Genomic DNA, 21,333 nt, shown 5'->3' with positions numbered 1-21,333 from the left:
GCTCGTACGAGTTTGTCGTGGCCTTGCTGGGCGGCGGCCGCTGTCGTGGCGGCGGCAGCTACCGGCTGGCATCGCCGACAAGGGTCGAGGCGGCGCCATCGGTGCCGGTATCCCCGGCCCGGCCTGGGGCTGCGGTTCAGCCCCCCGACCCCCTGACGCCGTCGTCCCGAACGTAACCGGGCGGGGCGTCTCGTGCGAGGTCGCCCCGCCACCCTCTCGGCCCGTCGCCTTCCGCTGCGCCATGAGAAATCTCGGAGACCATGAAGACTTCCGCGTTCTTCCAGCGATCACTATCAGTAATGCTTGCGTCGCACAGCGGTACGGGTGGGTATCGGGCCTTGCTCGCAGCAGCCGTTGTCGCCACCCTTGCGGTCGGACTGCTTCAGGCCGGACCGGCGCAGGCCACGCCCGCCGACTACAAGCGATCGGCGCCCGAGCCGACGCCCACGGTGCCAGTCAAGGCGGTCCAGTCGATCCAGGTGCCGGCGGCGACGCACCTGCCGCCGGCAACTGCGAAGCCGGCTCCGACCTGGCCGGCGGCCAGCGCCGCGGAGGTCGACCTGGCCGCCGACAAGGTCGGTCCCGCTCGCGCCGGGACCCTGCCGATCCGAGTCGGCCAGTCGTCCGCGAGCGCACGCAAGGTCGGAGCACCGACGGGCCGGGTACGCGTCGAGGTGTTCGACCGCACCGCCACCACGCGCGCCGGCGTGCGGGGCCTGCTGATGCGAGTCAGCCCCACGGGCGGTGCCGTGCCCGGGCAGGTGGACGTGTCCGTCGACTACGGGTCCTTCGCCACCGCGTACGGCGGTGACTGGGCCAGTCGGCTCCGCCTCGTCTCGCTGCCCGAATGTGCCCTGCGCACACCGGAGCGCCGAGAGTGCCGTCGCACGCCCCTGAAATCCCACAACGACCCACGCTCCCGCACAGTGACCGCGAGCGTCGGCGTCGGCGGGGCGCAGACGCTCATGGCGCTGGAGGCGAGTGCCGCCGGTCCGGCCGGCGACTACAAGGCCACCTCGTTGCAGCCTTCCGCGACCTGGAACGCCGGCGGCAACGCTGGAGCCTTCACCTGGTCGTACCCGATGCGGGTGCCACCCGGCACCGGCGGTCCCGAGCCGCAGGTGGAGCTCAGTTACTCGTCCCAGTCGGTCGACGGCCGGCACGCCGCGTCGAACAACCAACCCTCCTGGATCGGTGAGGGCTTCGAGGGGTGGCCCGGCGGCTACATCGAGCGCACCTACCGCAACTGTGCGGACGACATGGACGGCTCGGCGAACAACACCGAGGAGGCCGCCGACCTCTGCTGGGAGACGGACAACGCGACGCTGTCCCTCTCCGGGCACGCCGGTGAGCTGATTTACAACTCCACCGAGGGCCGGTGGCACCTGCGCAACGACGACGGCTCGCGGATCGAACGCCGAACCGGTGCGAGCAACGGGGACAACAACGGCGAATACTGGGTCCTCACCACCACCGCCGGCATGCAGTACTGGTTCGGGCTGAACCGCCTTCCCGGTTGGGCACCGGGGAACCCGCAGACGAATTCGACCTGGACGGTGCCGGTCTTCGGCAACGAGCCCGGGGAGCCCTGCCATGCCTCCACCTTCGCCGCGTCCTACTGCACGCAGGCCTGGCGGTGGAACCTCGACTATGTCCTGGACCTCAAGGGCAACTCCGTCTCCTACTGGTACGGCAAGGAGACGAACAAGTACGCCCGCAACCTCACTGCGGCGAACGCCACCAGCTACGACCGCGGAGGCTGGCTGGACCGTATCGACTACGGCACGCGGCAGACGAACGGGGTCGACTCGGTGTTCGCCACCCCGGCTCCCTTCCGGGTCGAGCTGACCGAGGCCGACCGCTGCCTGAGCAGCTGCGCCACGCACGACGAGGCGCACTGGCCCGACACCCCGTGGGACTCCGAGTGCACCGGATCGTCCTGCACCGACAACTTCGCGCCGACCTTCTGGACCACGAAGCGGCTGGCCTCCGTGACGACCCAGGTCCGCAGCGGCTCGGCGTACAGTGATGTGGAGCGGTGGACCTTCACCCACAGCTTTCCCGACCCCGGCGACGGCACCCGGGCCGGCCTGTGGCTCTCGAAGATCTCCCACGTCGGCCTGGTGGGTGGTAGTGCCAGCCTCCCGGACGTCGAGTTCACCCCCGTCCAGCTCTCCAACCGGGTCGACACCATCGACTTCGCGGCGGCGATGAACTGGATGCGGATCGCGCAGATCCGCAACGAGACCGGTGGTACGACGAGCGTCAACTACTCCGCCCAGGACTGCAAGGCGGGGCAGCCCATGCCCACCCCGCACACGAACACCCGGCGTTGCTATCCGGTGATCTGGACCCCGGAGGGTTACCAGGACCCGGTGACGGACTGGTTCCACAAGTACGTGGTCACGACCATCTACGAGAACGACAACACCGGTGGGGCACCGCCGCAGGGCAGCCCTCGGGTGGTCTACTCGTACGACTACTTCGACGGCGCGGCGTGGCACTACAACGACGACGACGGGATCATCGACAAGAAGCGCAAGACGTGGTCGGTCTATCGGGGCTACGGGCGCGTCGGCGTCACGGTCGGTGATCCGGGGGAGCAGACGTACACCGAGACCCGGTACTTCCGCGGGATGAACGGGGACCGGGCCACCCCGTCGGGCGGCACCAGGTCGGTGACGATCGACGGGATCGCCGACCAGGACTGGTACGCCGGGATGACCAGGGAGAGCACGGTCTACAACGGCCCGGGCGGCCCGGTGGTCTCACGGGAGCGCAATGTCCCCTGGGCATCGGCCGCCACGGCGACCCGGACGATCAACGGGGACACCGTCACCGCGAGGTTCATCGGGATCGGTACGACCACTAGGCACACCGCGCTGGACGCCGGCCGTGGCGAGCGGGTCACCAAGACGGTCACCACCTTCGACAGCTACGGCATGGCGATCGCCGTCGACGATCTCGGCCAGGATGGCGTCGAGGGTGACGAGCGGTGCACCAAGACCGACTACACCCCCCGGAACACGACCGCCTGGATCATGGACCGCGCACACCGGGTCCAGACGTACGCGGTGAAGTGCGCGGACGCCGCTGCGCCCACCTCCTTGACGGAGCACGACGTGATCCAGGAGGTACGGACGTCCTACGACGGCAACGTCTTCGAGGTTGCGCCGACGCGTGGGATGGCCACCCGCACCGAGGAGATGTCGGCGTGGAACGCCGGTGCTCCGACCTTCACCACCGTCTCCCGTGCGGCCTACGACAGCCACGGCCGCGTCACCTCGACCTGGGACGCGAACAACTACGAGACCAAGACCGCGTACACGCCCGCCACCGGCGGCCCGGTGACCGCCACCACGGTCACCAACGCCGCCCAGCACGTGACCACGACGACTCTCCAGCCGGCGTACGGCATCGAGACCTCGGTGGTGGACCCGAACGGCAAGCGGACCGACCTGGCCTATGACGGTCTCGGCCGGCTGACGTCGGTCTGGCTGCCCGGTCGCGACAAGGCCAGCCAGAGCGCCAACTCGACCTTCACCTACACCGTCCGCAACAACGCGGCCACAGTGGTTGCGGCGTCGAAGCTCACCCCGTCCGGGACGTACTCCACCTCGTACGTCCTCTACGACGGCTTGATGCGGGAGCGGCAGACACAGGCACCGTCGATCTCCGGCGGGCGCCTGCTCACCGAGACGTTCTACGACTCCGCGGGCCGCAAGTCGACGAGCTTCGGCTCCTACCACGCTTCTGGTACGGCCGGCAGCACGCTGGTCACCAGCACCGAACGGGCATTGGTGCCGAACCAGACGCGCACGGTGTACGACGGTGCCGGTCGGGCCACGGCGGAGGTCTTCCAGCCCTACGACGCCGAGCGCTGGCGTACCTCCACCTACTACGCGGGTGACCGCACCGATTTCACTCCGGCTGCCGGCGGCACCGCCACCTCCAGCATCACCGACGCCCGTGGCCAGTTGGTGGAGTTGCGGTACTACCACGGCGCCACACCAACCCCGGGCACGGCGGGCAGTTGGGACGCCACGACGTACACCTTCGACCGGAAGGGGCAGAAGACCGCCGTCACCGACGCCCGCGGCAACGAGTGGACCTACACCTTTGACATCCGGGGTCGGCAGGTCGAGGTGGTGGACCCGGACAAGGGCAAGGCGACCTCGACGTACGACAACGGCGGCCGGGTCACCACCCTGACCGATGATCGAGGCAAGAAGCTTGCTTACCTGTACGACTCCCTCAACCGGAAGCGGGCGGTCTACGAGAACCAGGTCGGTGGCACCATGCGCGCCCAGTGGGTGTACGACACCGTGGCGAAGGGGCAGCTGACCCAGTCCACCCGGTTCGTCGGCGCGGCGTCGTACCAGGTGAAGATCACTGGATACAGCGACGCCTACCAGCCGACGGGCCAGCAGATCGTCATTCCTACCTCGGAGACCGGCCTTGCCGGCACGTACAACTTCGGCACCACCTACAACGTCGACAACTCGGTGGCCTCGCAGAGCATGCCGGCCACGAACGGTGATCTGCCGGCGGAGACCCTGCTCTTCGACTACAACAGTTTCGGTCTGCCGAGCGGGCTCCGGACGCTGTACGGGAGCCTCAACTCCTCGTACGTGGCGGACACCGACTACAACGCCCTGGGCCAGATCGACCAGGTGGAGCTGCACACCGGTAGTGGCGGACGGGTCTACCAGAGTTTCACCCGGGAGTTGGAGACGGGGCGGCTCACCGGCATCCGGACCGACCGGGACTCTCTGTCCCCGAACATCCTCGCCGACCTGCGGTACAGCTATGACAACACCGGCAACATCACCAGGATCAGCGACGTCGTGCCCGACCCGGTCGACGACACCCAGTGCTTCGGCTACGACCAGATGCGCCGGCTCGTCGAGGCGTGGACGCCGTCCTCGGGCGACTGCTCGGCGGCCCGGTCGGTCGGCGGGCTGGGCGGCCCCGCGCCGTACTGGCGGTCGTGGACTTTCGACAGCGTGGGCAATCGCCGCACGGAGGTCGTGCACGCCTCTGCCGGGGACACCACGACCACCTACCACTACCCGCCCGACGGCTCGCCGAAGGCGCACAGCCTGACCTCCACCACTGGCGGTCAGGTGGGCAACTACACCTACGACGAGACCGGAAACACCCTGACCCGCCCCAGCGGTTCGGGCGGAGTGCAGACGCTCACCTGGGACTTCGAGGGACGTCTGGACACCGCGAGCGATTCGACCGGGCAGACCAGCTTCGTGTACGACGCCGACGGCAACCGGCTGATCCGCCGGGACCCGACCGGCAAGACGCTCTACCTGCCGGGGCAGGAGATCCGTTACAACTCCAGCACGCAGACCACCACCTGTACGCGGTACTACTCCCATGTCGGCTCCACCATCGCATCGCGAACCGCAGCGGGCCTGAGTTGGCTGACGGGTGACCACAACGGCACCGCCAGCGTGACGGTCGACGCGGTGACCCAGCAGGCCTCGATCCGGCGGGAGACGCCCTACGGCACGCCGCGCGGCGCCCAGCCGGCCTGGCCCAACGACAAGGGCTTCGTCGGCGGCACCAAGGACAACACCGGTCTGACCCACCTCGGGGCCCGGGAGTACGACCCGGTCATCGGGCGTTTCATAAGCGTCGACCCGGTCATGGACCTGGCCGATCCACAGCAGATGAACGGCTACAACTACAGCAACAACAGCCCGGTCACCGCCAGCGATCCCACCGGGTTGAAGGTGTGCGGCAACGACAGCTGCACCATGTACACCACGCCCACGCCGGACGGTGAGATCGTGCACGAACCGGGCGGCAAGAAAACCAAGATCAAGAAGACGCAGGTCTGCTCTGGTCGCTTCTGTATTGGTGCGCCCCGGAATCCGACAAATCACGGCCCGTGGGACGATGACTTCGTGCACGACCCGAAGGCCAAGTGGACCCCGAAGGACCGGGCCAGTTGGGCCAAGTGGCAGGCGTACCGCTACGGCTGTATCGCCTCGGAGAAGTCCGGCATCGGCCGCTGCGCAGGTTGGGCTGACATGCCGTACATGTACGATCACTATATGAACGGCAGTGGCACGCCGTATGTCTTCGCCTTCGCCCCTGCCTACAACGAGGACATGTCACTCAGGGCGGACATCAACAACGAGATCGCGGCCGCGCAGTTGGCAGCGGAAGCCCTGCTGGGCAAGTCGGGCAGCAACTCGTTCCAGATGACCGGTGCCAGCCGCAACATCAGGCATCAGCCCGCCACCGAGAAGTGGCAGAAAATCGTGGGCTCCTTCGACATGTGGGCGAGCGCCGAGGTGACCGTCACCGGTGACACGGTGGCCATGCGGATCACCATCCACGCGGAGGACCGGTGGAACTTCAACAAGGGAGCGAAGGACGTGGCGACCAACATCGACGATGCCGAGAATGGCCGCTTCGCTGAGCTGGGCGCTGCGAAGGGATTCAACTCGTCCGGCTCCCTCGTGAAGGAAGTGACGTGGACCATCGGCTCACCGAAGAGCGCGACCGTGAGCGATCCGAAGGCGACAAATGGGCGCTGACAAGCCACTGACCGCCCTGCTGGCCGTGGTGGGGCTCGTCCTCACCGCGGCCTGCGGGCCGAGCGGCGAAACCTCCCCGACCGGCGGCCGGGAGCGGCCGGCCACCACGTCGGCCGACCCGTTCAGCACCGACCCGGCGGTGACCGGGGTGCAGCCCCTCCTCGATCTGGATCCTGAGCTCGAAGAGCAGGTCGGCACGGTGCTGATCGGGCCGGCCCTGGATATCGACGGCGTCGCGGAGGTGTCACTCCAATCGCCGTACATGGACGACGTCCTGTCCGGCGTCTGCGGGACCCAGCGGGGAAATGGCGTCTACGGAAGCGCCTTCGGGCAGCGCCGGGAGTGGAAGGCGTCCGGCCTGCGCGTTCAACAGTTCGCCGCCGTCTGGGGCATCACGTCGGCGGCCGAGGCGGTTGCCCAGGTTCGTGGCCGGCTCGGGTGCGGCACCTACCAGGATCGAGAAGGGCTGCATCGGGTTCTCGGCGAGCGGGAGCTTTCCCCCCTGAGCGGGCTCGACGACCAGCTGATGTTCTGCGAGGTGATCAACGAGGAGGGGCCAGAGGGCCCGACCCACCTCTGCACCGTGCTGCTGGCTCGGGGTGAGATCGCCTCCAGGATCCAGACCCGGGCCGCCACCGCCGAGCGGGCCGAGCAGGTCGCCCGGGAACTGGCCGTTCCCGCAGCCAGGCGCCTCGCAGCGGTGTCGTGAGGTAGACAACCGTGATGGGTTCCGTGGCGTCCGCTGGTTGAGTCGACCAGCGGACGCCGCGGAACGGGGGACCAGCGGGTCGACCGAGCGAGTGACGGGTACGGTTCCAGCCATGCGCTACGTGCGGCTCGACACGTCGAAACCCCTGTCCAAGATCGGCCTTGGTACCTGGCAGTTCGGGTCGCGGGAGTGGGGTTACGGCCCGGATTACGAGCGGTTGGCGGCGGACATCGTCCGGCGGGCCGTCGAGTTGGGTGTCACCGTCTTCGACACCGCCGAGGTGTACGGCTTCGGCCGTAGCGAGCGGATCCTCGGCGCGGCGCTGGCCGCCGATCGGGACAAGGTCACCATCGCGACCAAGATATTTCCGGTGTTGCCGGTGGCGTCCGTGGTGCAGCAGCGGGCGGTGGCCTCGGCGGCCCGGCTCGGGGTCACCAGCATCGACCTCTATCAGGTGCACCAGCCCAATCCGGTGGTCAGCGACCAGAGCACCATGCGGGGCATGCGGGCTCTTCAGGACGTCGGCCTGGTGGGCGAGGTGGGGGTGAGCAACTACAGCCTGCGCCGCTGGCAGGTCGCCGAGGCGGCACTGGGCCGTCGGGTGCTGAGCAACCAGGTCCGCTACAGCCTGCTCGACCGCAAGCCCGAGGAGGACCTCCTGCCGTACGCGGAGCAGGCCGGCCGTCTGGTCGTCGCGTACAGCCCGCTGGCGCAGGGGTTCCTGTCCGGGCGGTACGACGCGCATCATCCCCCGGTCGGCGCGGTACGCCGGGCGAATCCGTACTTCCTGCCGGAGAACCTGGTCCGTGGCACGGCCCTGATCGAGACGCTGCGCCAGGTGGCCGCCGCGCACGACGCCACACCGAGCCAGATCGCCCTGGCGTACGTGTTGCGGCACCCGAACGTGGTGGCGATTCCGGGGGCATCCACGGTGGAGCAGTTGGAACGCAACGCCGCTGCTGCCCAGATCGACCTGACCGAGGACGAGTACGCCGCTCTGGTCAACGCGGCGCGGGCGTTCCGCCCGGTCACCGGGCTGGCCGCCGTACCGGGAATGGTGCGGGCCCGCGCCGGACGCTGATCCGGAGCGAACACCCCTACCTGCCCTTTGCTCTGCTTCAACCCACGCAACGGTTACTGTCCGCAAGCGCCGCCGTCCGCCTTCCGCAACTGCTGCCGGATATCGACCCAGCTCGGGCGCTATTGCGTGGGTTGAAGCAGAGCAAAGGGGGAGCAGGTTGGTAGGGGCGGCGCCGACGCGGATCGCGGAGAGTGACAATCCGCTGGTCGACGCGCCGCACACCGCCGCGGTCGTCTGCGAGCGGTGCGCAGGCGCCGTCTCCCGGGGGTGCGGTGGGCGGGTCGGTCAGGGCAGGTCGCGGGCGTAGCAGACGGAGAGGGGTGCGCCCCGGTACGGGCCGAAGTTCTCGATGCGGTGGTAGCCCTCGCGTTCGTAGAAGCGCATAGCCTCGGGTTGGGCGGTGCCGGTCTCCAGCAGCAGGGTGCGTACGCCCGCCTCGCGGGCCTGGTGTTCCAGGGCGCGCAGGATGGCGACGGCGACGCCGGTGCCCCGGGCCGACGGGGTGACGTACATCCGTTTGATCTCGGCGGAGCCGGGGTCGAGCAGACGCAGCCCGCCGCAGCCGATGGCGGTGCCGGCGGAGTCGCGGGCGACGAGGAAGACGCTGACGCTCGCGGCGCTTGGTGGTTCCCCCGGCTCGTGGTTGTCGTTGCCGTAGCGGGCGTCGAGTTCGACGCGTTGCGCCTCGCGCAGCCGGGCCGCGTCGGCCGAGTCCCACGCTTCGTGGTCGATGGAGACCATGCGACGTTCCTTCCCGCCGTGATTCCGTAACGAGCGTTACCGTAACGTACGCTACGGACCGGATCCAGCGCCGGGGAAGAGGTACGGATGGCCAGACGACGTGACCTCGCCGACCAGCAGCAGCGCCTGTCGGCGGCGACCTGGTCGGTGCTGGCCGAGCGGGGACTGCCCGGCCTGACCCTGCGTGCGGTCGCCGAGCGGGCCGGCTGCACCACAGGCATGGTGCTGCACACCTTCGCCGACAAGCAGGCCCTCCTGGTGCACGCCCGCGAACTGTTGCATCGGCGTACCGGTCAGCGGGCCGATGCGGCTCAGGCCGCCGCAGAGACTCCCCGGGCCGCGCTGCGGGCCGTACTGTGGCAGGCCGCGTCACCGACCGAGGAGAAGCGGGAGGAGGCGCGGGTGTGGGTGGGGTTCCTCGCCGCCGCACTGGCCGACCCGGTCCTGGCCGACCTGCACCGGTCGTACAACCGTCGGTTCGTCGACCGGGTCGCCGCCCTGGTCGCCGCGGTCCGTCCCGACCGACCGCCGGCGGACTGTCGCGCCACCGCGACCAGCCTGGTGGCGCTGGTCGAGGGGCTCAACGCGCTCGCGGCCGTCGACCCGGCCACCTACTCCGACCAGGCCCAGCGCAATGCCATCGACACCGCCCTCGCCCGCCTCGACACCCGCCCGTGACGGTCGACGTGCCTCAATGGACAGCGCTGATCAGGCCGGCTCCAGGTCACAGTCGAGTCGGTTCGCCTCGGCCAGGGCGATGGTGTGCGGATGAGCCTCACCGAGCACCCGCCGGAACAACGGCGAGTCGACGGCAGGCGCGCTAGCGTTGGGTGGGTGACCGCTCCGAATCCGGCAACTCCGGTCCCACCGCCCGATCTGCCCGGCACGCTCGGCGCGCTACGCGCCGCGGGATGCCGGTACCGCACAGTCAAGCAGGAGCTGCGCGACAACCTGCTGGCCCGGCTGCGAGACGGCGGGCCTCGGTTCGCCGGCATCGTCGGGTACGACGACACAGTGTTGCCCGAGGTGGAACGGGCGCTGCTCGCCGGGCACGACATGGTGCTGCTCGGTGAGCGTGGCCAGGGCAAGACCCGGCTGATCCGATCCCTGGTGGCCCTGCTGGACGAGTGGACCCCGGTGATCGCCGGGTCGGTGCTCAACGAGCATCCCCTGCACCCGATCACCCCGGCGTCCCGGGCGCTTGTCGCCGAGGTCGGCGACGACCTGCCGGTCGGCTGGCTGCACCGCTCGATGCGCTACGGCGAGAAGCTGGCCACCCCGGACACCAGTGTCGGTGACCTGATCGGCGACGTCGACCCGATCCGGCTTGCGCAGGGGAGGACCCTCGGCGACCCGGAGACGATCCACTTCGGCCTGGTGCCGCGTACCAACCGGGGCATCTTCGCCGTGAACGAGCTGCCCGACCTGGCCGAGCGGATCCAGGTGGCGCTGCTCAACGTGCTGGAGGAACGCGACATCCAGGTACGCGGCTACCAGCTGCGACTGCCGCTGGATCTGTTCCTGGTGGCCAGCGCCAACCCGGAGGACTACACCAACCGGGGGCGGATCATCACCCCGCTCAAGGACCGGTTCGGTGCCGAGATCCGTACCCACTATCCGGCCGACCTGGAGTTGGAGCTGGCGCTGATCCGGCAGGAGGCCGACCTGGTCGCCGAGGTGCCGGAGCACGTGCTGGAGGTGCTAGCCCGCTTCGCCCGCGCGGTGCGCGAGTCGCCGTCGGTGGATCCCCGCTCGGGGGTCTCCGCCCGGTTCGCGATCGCCGCCGCGGAGACGGTCGCCGCCGCCGCGCTGCGTCGCGCCGGCCTGCTCGCCGCCGCCGCCGCGCCGCCCGGCGACGACGAGGTGTTAACAGGGGGCCCTTCCTCTACCGGAGACGTTAATAAGGTGCCCTTCCTTGCACCGGAGGCGGTGGCGCGGGTGGGGGACGCGGTGTCGGTGACCTCCACGCTGCGCGGCAAGGTGGAATTCGAGAGCGGTGAAGAGGGCCGGGAGATCGAGATCCTCGGTCATCTGCTGCGTACCGCCACGGCCGAGACCTTCCGGGCCCGGTTGGCCGGGCTGGACCTGTCCGGATTCACCACGCTGGTCGAGGACGGCAAGGCGATCGAGACCGGCGAGCTGGTCCCGGCGACCGATCTGCTGCGTCAGGTGGGCACCGTACCCGGCCTGGCGAAGGTGCTCGACCGGCTCGGCGTCGGTGACGCGCCGAGCGCCGGGCAGGCCGCCGCCGCGATCGAGTTCGTGCTGGAAGGGCTGCACCTGAGCCGTCGGCTGGGCAAGGACGTGACGGATGCGGGGCGCACCCGCTACGCCGGCCGGGACTGAGCATGGCCGGCAACCGGTTCCGGTACGGGCAGTGGCACGGCGGCCCCGACCCGCTGGCCCCGCCGTACGACGTGCAGGCCGCGGTGGACCAGGTCGGCCAGGAGGTGCTGGCCGGCGGCAGTCTGCGCCAGGCCCTACGCGACCTGCTGCGCCGGGGCCTGCAGGGGCGCGGCGGGCTGGACGATCTGACCGCCCGAGCCCGCCGACTGCGTCGGGAGGTGCTGCGCCGCGGCGAGCTGGACGGCGCGGTGACCCGGGCCCGCGCCCAGCTCGACCAGGCCCTCGCCGCCGAGCGCGACGAGTTGGCCGGTCGGCAGGACGAGGCGGCCCGGTTCGCCGAGACGGTGCTCAACAACCTGCCCCGCTCCACCGCCCAGGCGGTGCGGGAACTCTCCGGCTACCAGTGGGCCAGCGACGAGGCCCGGCAGCTCTACCAGCGGATCCTCGACGGGCTGCGCGACGACGTGCTCGGCCAGCGGTTCGCCGGACTGCGCGAGTCGGCACAGTTGGCCGCCGACCCGGCCGTGCAGGAACGGCTCGCCGAGATGATGCAGGACCTGAACGCCCTGCTGGCCCGGCATGCTCGCGCCGAGGACACCACCGATGCGTTCGCCGAGTTCATGCGCCGGCACGGCGAGTTCTTCCCGGAACGACCGGGCAACGTCGACGAACTGATCGAGTTGTTGGCCCGCCGTTCGGCGGCCGGGCAGCGGCTGATGAATTCGCTGTCGGAGCGTCAGCGCGCGGAACTCGGCGAGCTGATGCGGCAGTCGCTGGGTGACCGGCTCGCCGGAGAACTGTCGGCGCTGGAGCAGAACCTGCGGTCGCTGCGACCCGACCTGCGGTGGGCGCGCGGCGAGCGGACGCAGGGCGGCGAGCCGCTGAGCTACGGCGAGGCGACAGGTGTGCTCGACGAAATGGCCGAGCTGGACGACCTGCTCGACCAGTTCGGCCAGGCTCATCCCGGGGCCACGCTTGACGACATCGACGTGGATGCGGTCGCCCGGACCCTGGGCCGTGACGCTGCCGCCGCCGTACGCCAGTTGCGTGAACTGGAGCGCGAGCTGCGCCGCCAGGGCTGGGTGACCCGCGACGCCGAGGGGTTGACGTTGAGCCCGAAAGCGCTGCGCCGGCTCGGCGGCACCGCGCTGCGTCAGGTCTTCGCCGAGCTGACCGCCGGCCCGCGCGGGCATCACGACCTGCGCACGGCGGGGGCGGCCGGTGAGGTCAGTGGGGCTTCCCGCCCCTGGGAGTACGGCGACGAGCAGCCGCTGGACGTGGTGCGTACGCTCACCCGGGCGGTCGCCCGGGCCGGACCGGGCGTGCCGGTGCCGCTCGCGGTGACGGACTTCGAGGTGGTCGAGACCGAGCGGCGGGCCTCGGCGGCGGTGGCGCTCTGCGTGGACCTGTCGTACTCGATGATCTCGCAGGGCCGGTGGGGCCCGATGAAGCAGACGGCGCTCGCGTTGGCCCACCTGATGGCGACCCGGTTCCCGCAGGACGCGTTGCAGATCATCGGATTCGGTCGGGAGGCCGCGCCGCTGCGTCAGCAGGAGTTGGCGGCCGTGGAACCGGACATGGCCCAGGGCACCAATCTGCAACACGCGTTGCGGCTGGCCGGCCGGCACCTGCGTCGTCATCCGGACGCCGAGCCGGTGGTGCTGGTGGTCACCGACGGGGAACCCACCGCCCACCTGGATGCCGAGGACGGGGAGGCGGTGTTCTGCTGGCCGCCACTGCGGGAGACGATCGAGGCGACCATCCGTGAGGTGGACCGGCTCGGCCGGTACGGGGCCACGCTGAACCTGTTCATGCTCGGTGACGACCCCGGGCTGCGCCGTTTCGTCGACGCGGTGGCCCGCCGCAGCGGCGGCCGGGTGTTCACCCCCGACACCGAGGACCTCGGCGAGTACGTGGTCAGCGACTACCTGCGGGCCCGTCGCGGTCGGCGCTAGCGTCGTTTGTTAACAAGGGGCCCTTCCTCTACCGGAGGCGTTAACAAGGTGCCCTTCCTTTTGAAGGTGCGGCGGTAGGCCGAGGGCGCGACGCCGACGCGTTGGTGCAGTTGCTGGCGCAGCGCGGCGGCGGTGCCGAAGCCGCTGCGGCGGGCGACCTGGTCGATACTCAGATCGGTGCTCTCCAGCAGCAGCCGGGCATGGTCGGTGCGCTCCCGCAGCAGCCACTGCGCCGGGCTGAGCCCGGTCTCGGCCCGGAACCGTCGGGTGAACGTGCGGACGCTCATCCGCGCCTGCCCGGCGAGGTCCCGCAGGCTGACCGACTCGTGCAGCCGCTGGCGGGCCCACTGGCGGGCCCCGGCGGTGCTGGTGTCCGGTGCCTGCGGTACCGGGCGTTCGATGTACTGGGCCTGTCCACCGTCGCGCCACGGCGGCATCACGCACCGGCGGGCGGACTGGTTGGCGACCTGACTGCCGTGGTCGGTGCGAACCACGTGCAGGCACAGGTCGATTCCGGCGGCCACCCCGGCGGAGGTGAGCACCGGGCCGTCGGCGACGAACAGCACGTCGGGGTCCAGGTCGACCTTCGGGTACAGCTCGCGGAACCGGTCGGTGTACGCCCAGTGGGTGGTGGCGCGGCGCTCGTCGAGCAGGCCGGCCGCGGCCAGCACGAACGCGCCGGTGCAGATGGACATGACCCGAACACCCCGGTCGTACGCGGCGCGCAACGCCTCGATCACCTCGGGCTCGATCGCGTCGCGTCGTCGGGTCGCGTCACCGTTCACCCCGGGCACGATCACCGTGTCGGCACCCTCCAGCAGTTCCAGGCCGTGGTCGGGCAGCACCTGGAAACCGGCAGTACTGCGCACCGGCCGACCGCCCGGGGTGCACGTGTCGACGGTGTAGAAGTGCTGGTCGTCGGCGTTTCGCGCGGTCCGGAAGACCTGGGAGGGGGTGCCCAGGTCCAGCCCGACCACATGGTCGACGGCGAGGACGGCGATACGGTGCGGCGTCATGGCCCGATTATTGCGGAGGATGGCCTTTCGGCCACTCGTCCGTCCGGCCCGGTGGCCGCAGACTCTCCTGGTGAGTCGACCTGCCCGCCTGCACCCCGCCTGGATCGTCGCCGCCGTCGCCTTCGTCGCGCTTGTCGGTGCCGCCGGCTTCCGGGCCACCCCGTCGGTGCTGCTGCACCCGCTGCACGCCGAGTTCCGCTGGCCGCTGGCCACCATCTCCGCGGCCGTCTCGGTGAACCTGCTGCTCTACGGGCTGACCGCGCCCTTCGCCGCAGCGCTGATGGACCGCTTCGGCATCCGCCGGGTGGTGGCCGCCGCGCTGACGATGGTCGCGGCAGGCAGCGGACTGACCGTGTTCATGACCGCGAGCTGGCAGCTCATCGCCTGTTGGGGCGTACTGGTCGGGCTGGGCACCGGCTCGATGGCGCTGGCCTTCGTGGCCACCGTGACCGGGCGCTGGTTCGTGCACCGCCGGGGCCTGGTCACCGGCGTACTCACCGCCGGCGGGGCGGCCGGTCAACTGGTCTTCCTGCCGCTGCTGGCGATGCTGGTCGGGGCGTACGGCTGGCGCTCGGCGGCACTTGTCGTCGCCGGGGCGGCCCTGCTGGTCGTACCGCTGGTGTGGCGTCTGTTGCGGGAGTACCCGGCGGATCTCGGGCTGCCCCCGTACGGCGCGAGCGAGGTCGTCGAGCCGGTCAGGCCGGCCGGTGGTGCCGCCGCGCGGGCCCTCGGCGCGCTGACCCAGGCGGCCCGGACCCGACCGTTCTGGCTGTTGGCCGCGGGTTTCGCGATCTGCGGTGCGACCACAAACGGTCTGGTCGGGACGCACTTCATCCCGGCCGCCCACGACCACGGCATGCCGCAGACCACGGCGGCCGGGCTGTTGGCGCTCGTCGGTCTCTTCGACATCGTCGGCACGATCGCCTCGGGCTGGCTGACCGACCGGTACGACCCTCGGCTGCTGCTGGGCGCCTACTACGCGCTGCGCGGCGGCTCGCTGCTGGTGCTGCCCGGCCTCTTCGCGGCCACCACCGAGCCGAGCATGCTGGTCTTCGTCATCTTCTACGGCCTGGACTGGGTGGCCACCGTCCCGCCGACCGTGGCGCTGTGCCGGGAATACTTCGGCGCCTCCGGCGCGGTGGTCTTCGGCTGGGTCTTCGCCGCACACCAACTCGGTGCGGCCGTGGCGGCGACCGGGGCCGGCCTCGTCCGGGACCAACTCGGCACGTACCACCTGGCCTGGTACGTGGCGGGGGCCCTGTCGGTGGGCGCGGCGCTGTTGTCGCTGATGCTGCTGCGCCGACGCGGTGCCGTCCTGGTGGAAACGGCCCCGGTCGCTGCCGCGCCGAAGGCGTGGAGCTACCGGGACTGATCCCCGCGACGAACCGGCCGGGCGCGCTGCCCCGCAACTACCGCAGGGTCCAGCGCTGGGCCGGGTTGCCGTTGCACGGGGCCTGGGTGACGTCGTCACCGGCTGCGGTGCCGCCGCCGTGGACCTGGGCGCACTTGCCACTGTGTACGGCCACCAGCAGGGTCGTGCCGCCGTCGACCGGCTGCAGACGCCACTGCTGGTTGACCTCGCCGTGGCAGCCGTACTGCAACAGCCGGGCGCCGTCGTCGCCGCTGCCGCCCTCGACGTCGAGGCACTTGTTGTACGCGGCGTTGGTCAGCGTCACCGTGTCCGGGCCGAACCGGTTGACGATCCACTGCTGCTCCGGACCGCCGGTGCACACGGCCAACTCGGCGACCGCCCGCTCACCGGCACCGTCGAGGCCGAGGCACATGCCAGAGCCGACGCCGGCGAACACCTTCGGGCCGCTGACCGGGTCAGGGGCGGTGCTGGGGGTGGCCGACGGCGTCGGCTCGGGTGCCTGCGTGGTGGGCGGCGGCTGCTCGTCGGTCGGGCTCGGCTCGGGCGAGGGTGCGCTGCTCACGGCCATGTTCGCCGTCGGTGGCGGGTCACCGTCGTCGAGGGCGCCGGCGGCGAACACCACCCCGGCCAGGATGCCGATCAGCCCGATCGCCAGCGCCGTGCCCAGCAGTGGGTCGCGAAGCAGCCCGCCACGGCGGGTGCCGTAGACGGTGCCCGGTCCATCGGTTTCCGACATGCCGGCATCCTTGTGCACGCGGGCCCGTTCGGGCCAGTCGCCCCCGGCCCGGGTGACTCAGTCGACGACCTGGACGTCCTTCCAGAAGGCGACCCGGTCGCGGACCGTCTCCGCCTCCGGGAACGGCTCCGGGTAGTACCAGACCGCGTCGGCGCTGGTCCGGCCCTCGTGTTCGAGGGTGTAGTAGGAGGCGGTGCCCTTCCACGGGCAGACGGTGTGGGTGTCGGAGGCGCGGATCAGGTCCTCGCGGAGGGCAGCCCGAGGGAAGTAGTGGTTGCCCTCCACCACCACGGTGTCGTCGCTCTCGGCGATCACCAGATCGTTCCAAACGGCTTTCGGCATGACCCCACGCTATGCCCGCGCGGAGGCCGGGCGGTACCGCGAAGACGCAGTATCCGAAATGCCCCTCATGGACATCCCAGGACGGCGTCGGAGCGTACAGTGATCCCATGCACGCCGTCCGTGATCATGACCTGGCGGTGGCCCAGCTGCGGCGGTCGTACGAGGCGGTGCCTCCGGGCCAGCCGGTGCGGCTGGCCAAGCGCACGTCCAACCTGTTCCGCCCGCGCAACGCTCCCCGCACTCCGGGGCTGGACGTCAGCGGGCTCGACGGGGTGCTGGGTGTCGACCCGGTCGCCCGCACCGCCGAGGTGCAGGGCATGTGCACATACGAACGGTTGGTCGACGCGACCCTCGCGCACGGGCTGATGCCGTTGGTGGTGCCGCAACTGCGCACCATCACCCTCGGTGGGGCGGTCACCGGCCTGGGCATCGAGTCGACCTCGTTCCGCAACGGCCTGCCGCACGAGTCCGTCATCGAGTTGGACGTGCTGACCGGTGCCGGCGAGGTGATCAGCGCCCGGCGCGAGGGTGAGCACGCCGACCTGTTCGCGGCGTTCCCCAACTCGCTGGGCAGCCTCGGTTACGCCACCCGACTGCGCATCGAGCTGCAACCGGTGCGCCGTCACGTCGCGCTGCGCAACGTGCGGTTCACCGACCTGTCCGAGCTGACCGCCGCGATCGGCCGGATCACCGCCAGCCGCAGTTGGGACGGCGAGCCGGTCGACGCGTTGGACGGGGTGATGTTCAGCCCCGACGAGGCGTACCTGGTGCTGGGGACCTTCACCGACGACGTGCCGGCGGTCTCCGACTACACCGGTCAGGACATCTACTACCGCTCGTTGCGTCGACGCGGACGCGACGCCCTGACCACCTACGACTATCTGTGGCGGTGGGACACCGACTGGTTCTGGTGCTCGGCGGCGTTCGGGGTGCAGCACCCGGTGGTGCGGCGGCTGTGGCCGACGCGCTGGCGGCGCAGCGACGTCTACCACCGCATCGTGCGCCTGGAGCACCGGCACCAGGTGGCTGCCCGGATCGACCGATGGCGCGGCCAGCCGCCCCGGGAGCGGGTCGTGCAGGACGTGGAGATTCCGCTGGAGCGTACGGCGGAATTTCTGCACTGGTTCGCCGACCGGGTGCAGATGACGCCGGTGTGGTTGTGTCCGCTGCGGCTGCGTGAGCCGACGGGGGCCGGATCGGCCCGGTCCTGGCCGCTGTACCCGCTACGGCCGGCACAGGACTACGTCAACATCGGATTCTGGGGAACTGTGCCGATCGCCGCGGGCGCCGCCGACGGCGACGTCAACCGTGCGATCGAGCGCGCGGTGTCGGAGGTGGGCGGGCACAAGTCGCTCTACTCCGACGCGTACTACGACCGGGATTCGTTCGACCGGCTCTACGGCGGCGACACGTGGCGTGCCGTGCGGGACCGGTACGACCCGGAGCATCGCCTCACCGGACTGTACGAAAAGGCGGTAGCACGAGCATGAGCGAGCGGAGTGAGCGAATCATCGGGCTCAGCGCGGATGTGCCTCATGGTGGCGCGGAGCGAAGCGGAGTGCCGGCATGAGCTTGACTGATCGAGAGCAGGGAGCGGCCGGGGCTTCCTCCACGCCGCCCCCGGGGTCAGGGCGGCGTGGGCCGACGGTGGCGGACGTCATCCGGGCGGTGACCGCAGGCCCCCTGCCGGTACGGGTCACCGGCTACGACGGCAGCGCCATCGGGCCGGCCGACTCCGGCATCACCCTGGCGATCCGCACCGAGCGAGGGCTGTCGTACCTGCTCACCGCCCCGGGCGATCTGGGCATGGCGCGGGCGTACGTCAGCGGGGATCTGGCCCTGGAGGGTGTGCACCCGGGTGACCCGTACGAGGCGTTGCGGGTGTTCAAGGACGAGCTGCGGGTGCGCCCACCGGCGCTGGCCGAGGGGCTGGCGCTGGCGCGCGGGCTGGGCTGGGAGCGGCTGCTGCCGCCGCCGGCCCCGCCGCAGGAGGCGCTGCCACGCTGGAAGCGGGTGATGGGCGGGTTGCGGCACTCGCGGACCCGCGACAGCAGCGCCATCTCCCACCACTACGACGTGTCGAACGCCTTCTACGAGAAGGTGCTCGGGCCGTCGATGACCTACACCTGCGCGGTGTACCGCAGTCCCGACGACACCCTGGAAGAGGCCCAGGCCAGCAAGTACGACCTGGTGGCGGGCAAGCTGGCGCTGCGTCCGGGGATGCGGCTGCTGGACGTGGGTTGCGGCTGGGGCGGCATGGTCCGGCACGCGGCCCGCGAGTACGGCGTGAAGGCGCTCGGGGTGACGCTGTCCCGGGCGCAGGCGCAGTGGGCGCAGGCGGCGATCGAGCGTGAAGGGCTGACCGGGCTGGCCGAGGTGCGCCACATGGACTACCGGGACGCCCCGCACGAACAGTTCGACGCGGTCTCCTCGATCGGTCTGACCGAGCACATCGGGGTGCGCAACTATCCGGCGTACTTCGGGTTCCTCGCCGACCGGCTGCGGCCCGACGGTCGCCTGCTCAACCACTGCATCACCCGGGCGGACAACCGGGCGCCGCACCGCTCCGGGGCGTTCATCGACAGGTACGTCTTCCCTGACGGTGAGCTGGCCGGGCCGGGTCGGGTGATCAGCGAGATCCACGACGTCGGCCTGGAGGTGCACCACGAGGAGAACCTGCGCCAGCACTACGCGCTGACGTTGGCTGCCTGGTGCCGCAACCTGGTGGAGCACTGGGACTTCTGCGTCGGCGAGGTGGGTTCCGGCACGGCCCGGGTCTGGGGGCTCTACATGGCCGGTTCGCGGTTGGCGTTCGAACGCAACGGCATCCAACTGCACCAGGTGGTGGCGACCCGCAACGGCCCCGACGGGGTGAACGGTTATCCGCTGCGCCCGGACTGGCTGGCCTGACCTCCTCTGACCTGCTGACCTTCTGATCGACGAAGGCCGCGCCGGAATTGCCCGGCGCGGCCTTCGTCGGATTGATTGACAAACAGATTTTGTACGTACAAGCTGGTTTTTGCGATGAGAGACGTCCTGTACCTGGAACAGATCGAGCAGGCCGAGGTCCTGCTCAAGCCGCAGCGCGTCGAGGTGCTGCGGCAGTTGGCCGAGCCGCGCACCTGCACCGAGGTGGCCGCCCGACTGGAGCAGACGCCGCAGCGCGTCTACTACCACGTCAAGCAACTGGTCGCGGCCGGGCTGGTCGAGCAGGTCGACCAGCGCAAGGTCCGAGGCATCACCGAGGGCATCTACCAGGCCGCCGCCCGGTCGTACTGGCTCTCGCCCCGGGTGGTGGGACGGATCGGCCTGCGTCGCACCCGCGACGAGCTGAGCCTGGGCTACCTGCTGGACCTGATGGAGGAGGTCCAGGCCGACGTCGCCGCCCTCGACCGCAGCGCACCCGAGCTGCCCTCGATCGGCGTCTCCGGCGAGATCCGGGTGCCGGCCGAGCGCCGGCAGGAGTTCCTGCACGACCTCCAGTCCGCGTTACAGGAGTTGTTCACCCGCTACGGCGGCGCCGAAGGTGACGCCTTCAAGCTCGCCGTTGCCTGCTATCCGAAGGAGACCGACCGTGACTGAACCGATGACCATCGCCGTACGCCTCGCCGCACCGATCGCGCGGGTGCGCCAGGCCCTGACCGATCCGGCCGAGCTGCGGATCTGGCTGGCCGAGCACGTTGAGGTCGACCTGCCGAAGCGGTACGAGTTCTGGGGTCGCTACACGCCCGAGGGCGACGCCCCACACCAGCGACTGCTTGACGTCAACGACGACCGGCTGCGCTTCGCCTGGTTACTCGACGGTGAGGAGACCACCACCGAGATCACATTGCGCCCGGACGGGCCGGACGCCACGGTGCTGCACCTGTCGCAGACCCACTTCGACTTCAACGACGTCATCAACGGCACCAGCATCCGGGGTGTGCTCCAGACCTACTGGGCACTGGCCACCGCCAACCTGAACGCCTACCTGGAAGGCAGCCCACTGCTGCCGAAGACGGACTTCACAAGCACCGATTTCCGCGTGGAAATGTTCATCAACGCCCCCGCCGACAAGGTCTGGGAGTCGCTCACCGACTCGGAGCAGGTCACCGCCTGGTTCGGCTACCCGATCGGCATCGAGCCCTGGGTCGGCGGCCGGTACGCCATGGGTGGCCTCGAAGCGGATCACGCCGCCAAGATCGTTGACTTGGAACCGGGTCGGCGGATGTCCGTCGACTGGGAAGGGCCCGGCGTGACGACCTGGGAACTGGCCGAGTCCGACGGGAAGACCAGGCTCACCTTCGTGCAGAGCGGCTTCGACGAGCAGAACCCGCCGTACGCCGCCTGGGCCGGCCTGGTCTCCGGCCTCGCCGAACTACGCCGCTTCCACGAGATCCCCAACTGGCAACCCATCTGGATCCCCACGAACTAACCCCACCCGTTGGCGACCGAGGCGTCGATGACCTTCTCCATCTTGGCCCGGGTCTCCGGAA

At 70.3% G+C, this 21,333-nt stretch carries 15 protein-coding genes; 11 read left to right on the top strand and 4 right to left on the bottom strand.

The features are described 5' to 3' along the window. Positions 1-299 precede the first annotated feature (299 nt). The 3 genes from C1A38_RS13675 to C1A38_RS13665 all read left to right on the top strand — a co-directional run bounded on the left by C1A38_RS13675 (position 300) and on the right by C1A38_RS13665 (position 8,350). Positions 300-6,560 (top strand): RHS repeat domain-containing protein, encoded by a 6,261-nt coding sequence (locus tag C1A38_RS13675; RefSeq protein WP_102658210.1) that lies wholly within the window; start codon positions 300-302, stop codon positions 6,558-6,560. Then, a complete protein-coding gene (locus C1A38_RS13670) occupies positions 6,550-7,269 on the top strand; it encodes a hypothetical protein (protein ID WP_102658209.1) in 720 nt (239 codons plus the stop codon). The genes C1A38_RS13675 and C1A38_RS13670 overlap by 11 nt, the downstream gene beginning before the upstream one ends. Before the next feature lie 112 nt (positions 7,270-7,381). Further along, a complete protein-coding gene (locus tag C1A38_RS13665) occupies positions 7,382-8,350 on the top strand; it encodes an aldo/keto reductase (protein WP_102658208.1) in 969 nt (322 codons plus the stop codon). 285 nt (positions 8,351-8,635) lie between these two features. On the opposite strand, the gene C1A38_RS13660 is transcribed toward C1A38_RS13665, so the two are convergent. Then, positions 8,636-9,091, bottom strand: a complete 456-nt coding sequence (locus C1A38_RS13660; protein WP_102658207.1) for a GNAT family N-acetyltransferase — start codon at positions 9,089-9,091, stop codon at positions 8,636-8,638. Positions 9,092-9,178: 87 nt separating this feature from the next. Between C1A38_RS13660 and C1A38_RS13655 the strand changes: the two genes are divergently transcribed. From C1A38_RS13655 to C1A38_RS13645, 3 genes are all read left to right on the top strand, one after another. After that, entirely contained in the window at positions 9,179-9,769 is a 591-nt protein-coding gene (locus C1A38_RS13655; protein ID WP_102658206.1) for a TetR/AcrR family transcriptional regulator, read from the top strand. 156 nt (positions 9,770-9,925) lie between these two features. Further along, entirely contained in the window at positions 9,926-11,437 is a 1,512-nt protein-coding gene (locus C1A38_RS13650) for a magnesium chelatase ATPase subunit I (RefSeq protein WP_102658205.1), read from the top strand. A 2-nt stretch (positions 11,438-11,439) separates the two neighbouring features. Continuing rightward, positions 11,440-13,392 carry a vWA domain-containing protein gene (locus tag C1A38_RS13645; RefSeq protein WP_102658204.1) on the top strand — a complete coding sequence of 651 codons (1,953 nt, stop codon included), beginning with the start codon at positions 11,440-11,442 and terminating at the stop codon, positions 13,390-13,392. Here C1A38_RS13645 and C1A38_RS13640 read toward each other — a convergent pair. After that, positions 13,389-14,408 (bottom strand): GlxA family transcriptional regulator, encoded by a 1,020-nt coding sequence (locus tag C1A38_RS13640; protein ID WP_102658203.1) that lies wholly within the window; start codon positions 14,406-14,408, stop codon positions 13,389-13,391. The two genes, C1A38_RS13645 and C1A38_RS13640, sit on opposite strands and share 4 nt — an antisense overlap. Positions 14,409-14,427: 19 nt before the next feature. Between C1A38_RS13640 and C1A38_RS13635 the strand changes: the two genes are divergently transcribed. Next, positions 14,428-15,780, top strand: coding sequence for an MFS transporter (locus tag C1A38_RS13635; RefSeq protein ID WP_233196809.1), 1,353 nt, complete (start codon positions 14,428-14,430; stop codon positions 15,778-15,780). Between the two features lie 37 nt (positions 15,781-15,817). Here the strand turns inward: C1A38_RS13635 and C1A38_RS13630 are convergent, their stop codons facing one another. Both C1A38_RS13630 and C1A38_RS13625 read right to left on the bottom strand, forming a co-directional pair. Next, positions 15,818-16,516, bottom strand: coding sequence for an RICIN domain-containing protein (locus C1A38_RS13630; RefSeq protein WP_102658247.1), 699 nt, complete (start codon positions 16,514-16,516; stop codon positions 15,818-15,820). Between the two features lie 57 nt (positions 16,517-16,573). Next, on the bottom strand, positions 16,574-16,858 hold the full coding sequence (locus tag C1A38_RS13625; protein ID WP_102658202.1) for a DUF427 domain-containing protein: 285 nt from the start codon (positions 16,856-16,858) through the stop codon (positions 16,574-16,576). 107 nt (positions 16,859-16,965) lie between these two features. On the opposite strand from C1A38_RS13625, the gene C1A38_RS13620 reads away from it, so the two are divergent. The 4 genes from C1A38_RS13620 to C1A38_RS13605 all read left to right on the top strand — a co-directional run bounded on the left by C1A38_RS13620 (position 16,966) and on the right by C1A38_RS13605 (position 21,272). Next, a complete protein-coding gene (locus C1A38_RS13620; RefSeq protein WP_102658201.1) occupies positions 16,966-18,348 on the top strand; it encodes an FAD-binding oxidoreductase in 1,383 nt (460 codons plus the stop codon). A gap of 76 nt (positions 18,349-18,424) precedes the next feature. Continuing rightward, positions 18,425-19,768, top strand: a complete 1,344-nt coding sequence (locus C1A38_RS13615) for a class I SAM-dependent methyltransferase (RefSeq protein ID WP_102658200.1) — start codon at positions 18,425-18,427, stop codon at positions 19,766-19,768. A 114-nt stretch (positions 19,769-19,882) separates the two neighbouring features. Further along, a complete protein-coding gene (locus C1A38_RS13610) occupies positions 19,883-20,440 on the top strand; it encodes a winged helix-turn-helix domain-containing protein (protein ID WP_102658199.1) in 558 nt (185 codons plus the stop codon). Then, entirely contained in the window at positions 20,433-21,272 is an 840-nt protein-coding gene (locus C1A38_RS13605; protein WP_102658198.1) for an SRPBCC family protein, read from the top strand. The genes C1A38_RS13610 and C1A38_RS13605 overlap by 8 nt, the downstream gene beginning before the upstream one ends. Positions 21,273-21,333 lie beyond the last annotated feature (61 nt).

It is taken from the genome of Verrucosispora sp. ts21, assembly GCF_002879555.1.
Lineage (GTDB): Bacteria > Actinomycetota > Actinomycetes > Mycobacteriales > Micromonosporaceae > Micromonospora > Micromonospora gifhornensis.
The sequence above is the reverse complement of the archived record's forward strand: the minus strand, read 5'-3'. Positions and strand labels throughout refer to the sequence as shown.

What these genes read in the sequence shown, in the direction of transcription:
- C1A38_RS13675 (WP_102658210.1), top strand. Translation starts at nt 300, where the DNA reads ATGCTTGCGTCGCACAGCGGTACGGGTGGGTATCGGGCCTTGCTCGCA.
- C1A38_RS13670 (WP_102658209.1), top strand. Translation starts at nt 6,550, where the DNA reads ATGGGCGCTGACAAGCCACTGACCGCCCTGCTGGCCGTGGTGGGGCTC.
- C1A38_RS13665 (WP_102658208.1), top strand. Translation starts at nt 7,382, where the DNA reads ATGCGCTACGTGCGGCTCGACACGTCGAAACCCCTGTCCAAGATCGGC.
- C1A38_RS13660 (WP_102658207.1), bottom strand. Translation starts at nt 9,091, where the DNA reads ATGGTCTCCATCGACCACGAAGCGTGGGACTCGGCCGACGCGGCCCGG.
- C1A38_RS13655 (WP_102658206.1), top strand. Translation starts at nt 9,179, where the DNA reads ATGGCCAGACGACGTGACCTCGCCGACCAGCAGCAGCGCCTGTCGGCG.
- C1A38_RS13645 (WP_102658204.1), top strand. Translation starts at nt 11,440, where the DNA reads ATGGCCGGCAACCGGTTCCGGTACGGGCAGTGGCACGGCGGCCCCGAC.
- C1A38_RS13640 (WP_102658203.1), bottom strand. Translation starts at nt 14,408, where the DNA reads ATGACGCCGCACCGTATCGCCGTCCTCGCCGTCGACCATGTGGTCGGG.
- C1A38_RS13635 (WP_233196809.1), top strand. Translation starts at nt 14,428, where the DNA reads ATGGCCTTTCGGCCACTCGTCCGTCCGGCCCGGTGGCCGCAGACTCTC.
- C1A38_RS13630 (WP_102658247.1), bottom strand. Translation starts at nt 16,516, where the DNA reads ATGTCGGAAACCGATGGACCGGGCACCGTCTACGGCACCCGCCGTGGC.
- C1A38_RS13625 (WP_102658202.1), bottom strand. Translation starts at nt 16,858, where the DNA reads ATGCCGAAAGCCGTTTGGAACGATCTGGTGATCGCCGAGAGCGACGAC.
- C1A38_RS13620 (WP_102658201.1), top strand. Translation starts at nt 16,966, where the DNA reads ATGCACGCCGTCCGTGATCATGACCTGGCGGTGGCCCAGCTGCGGCGG.
- C1A38_RS13615 (WP_102658200.1), top strand. Translation starts at nt 18,425, where the DNA reads ATGAGCTTGACTGATCGAGAGCAGGGAGCGGCCGGGGCTTCCTCCACG.
- C1A38_RS13610 (WP_102658199.1), top strand. Translation starts at nt 19,883, where the DNA reads ATGAGAGACGTCCTGTACCTGGAACAGATCGAGCAGGCCGAGGTCCTG.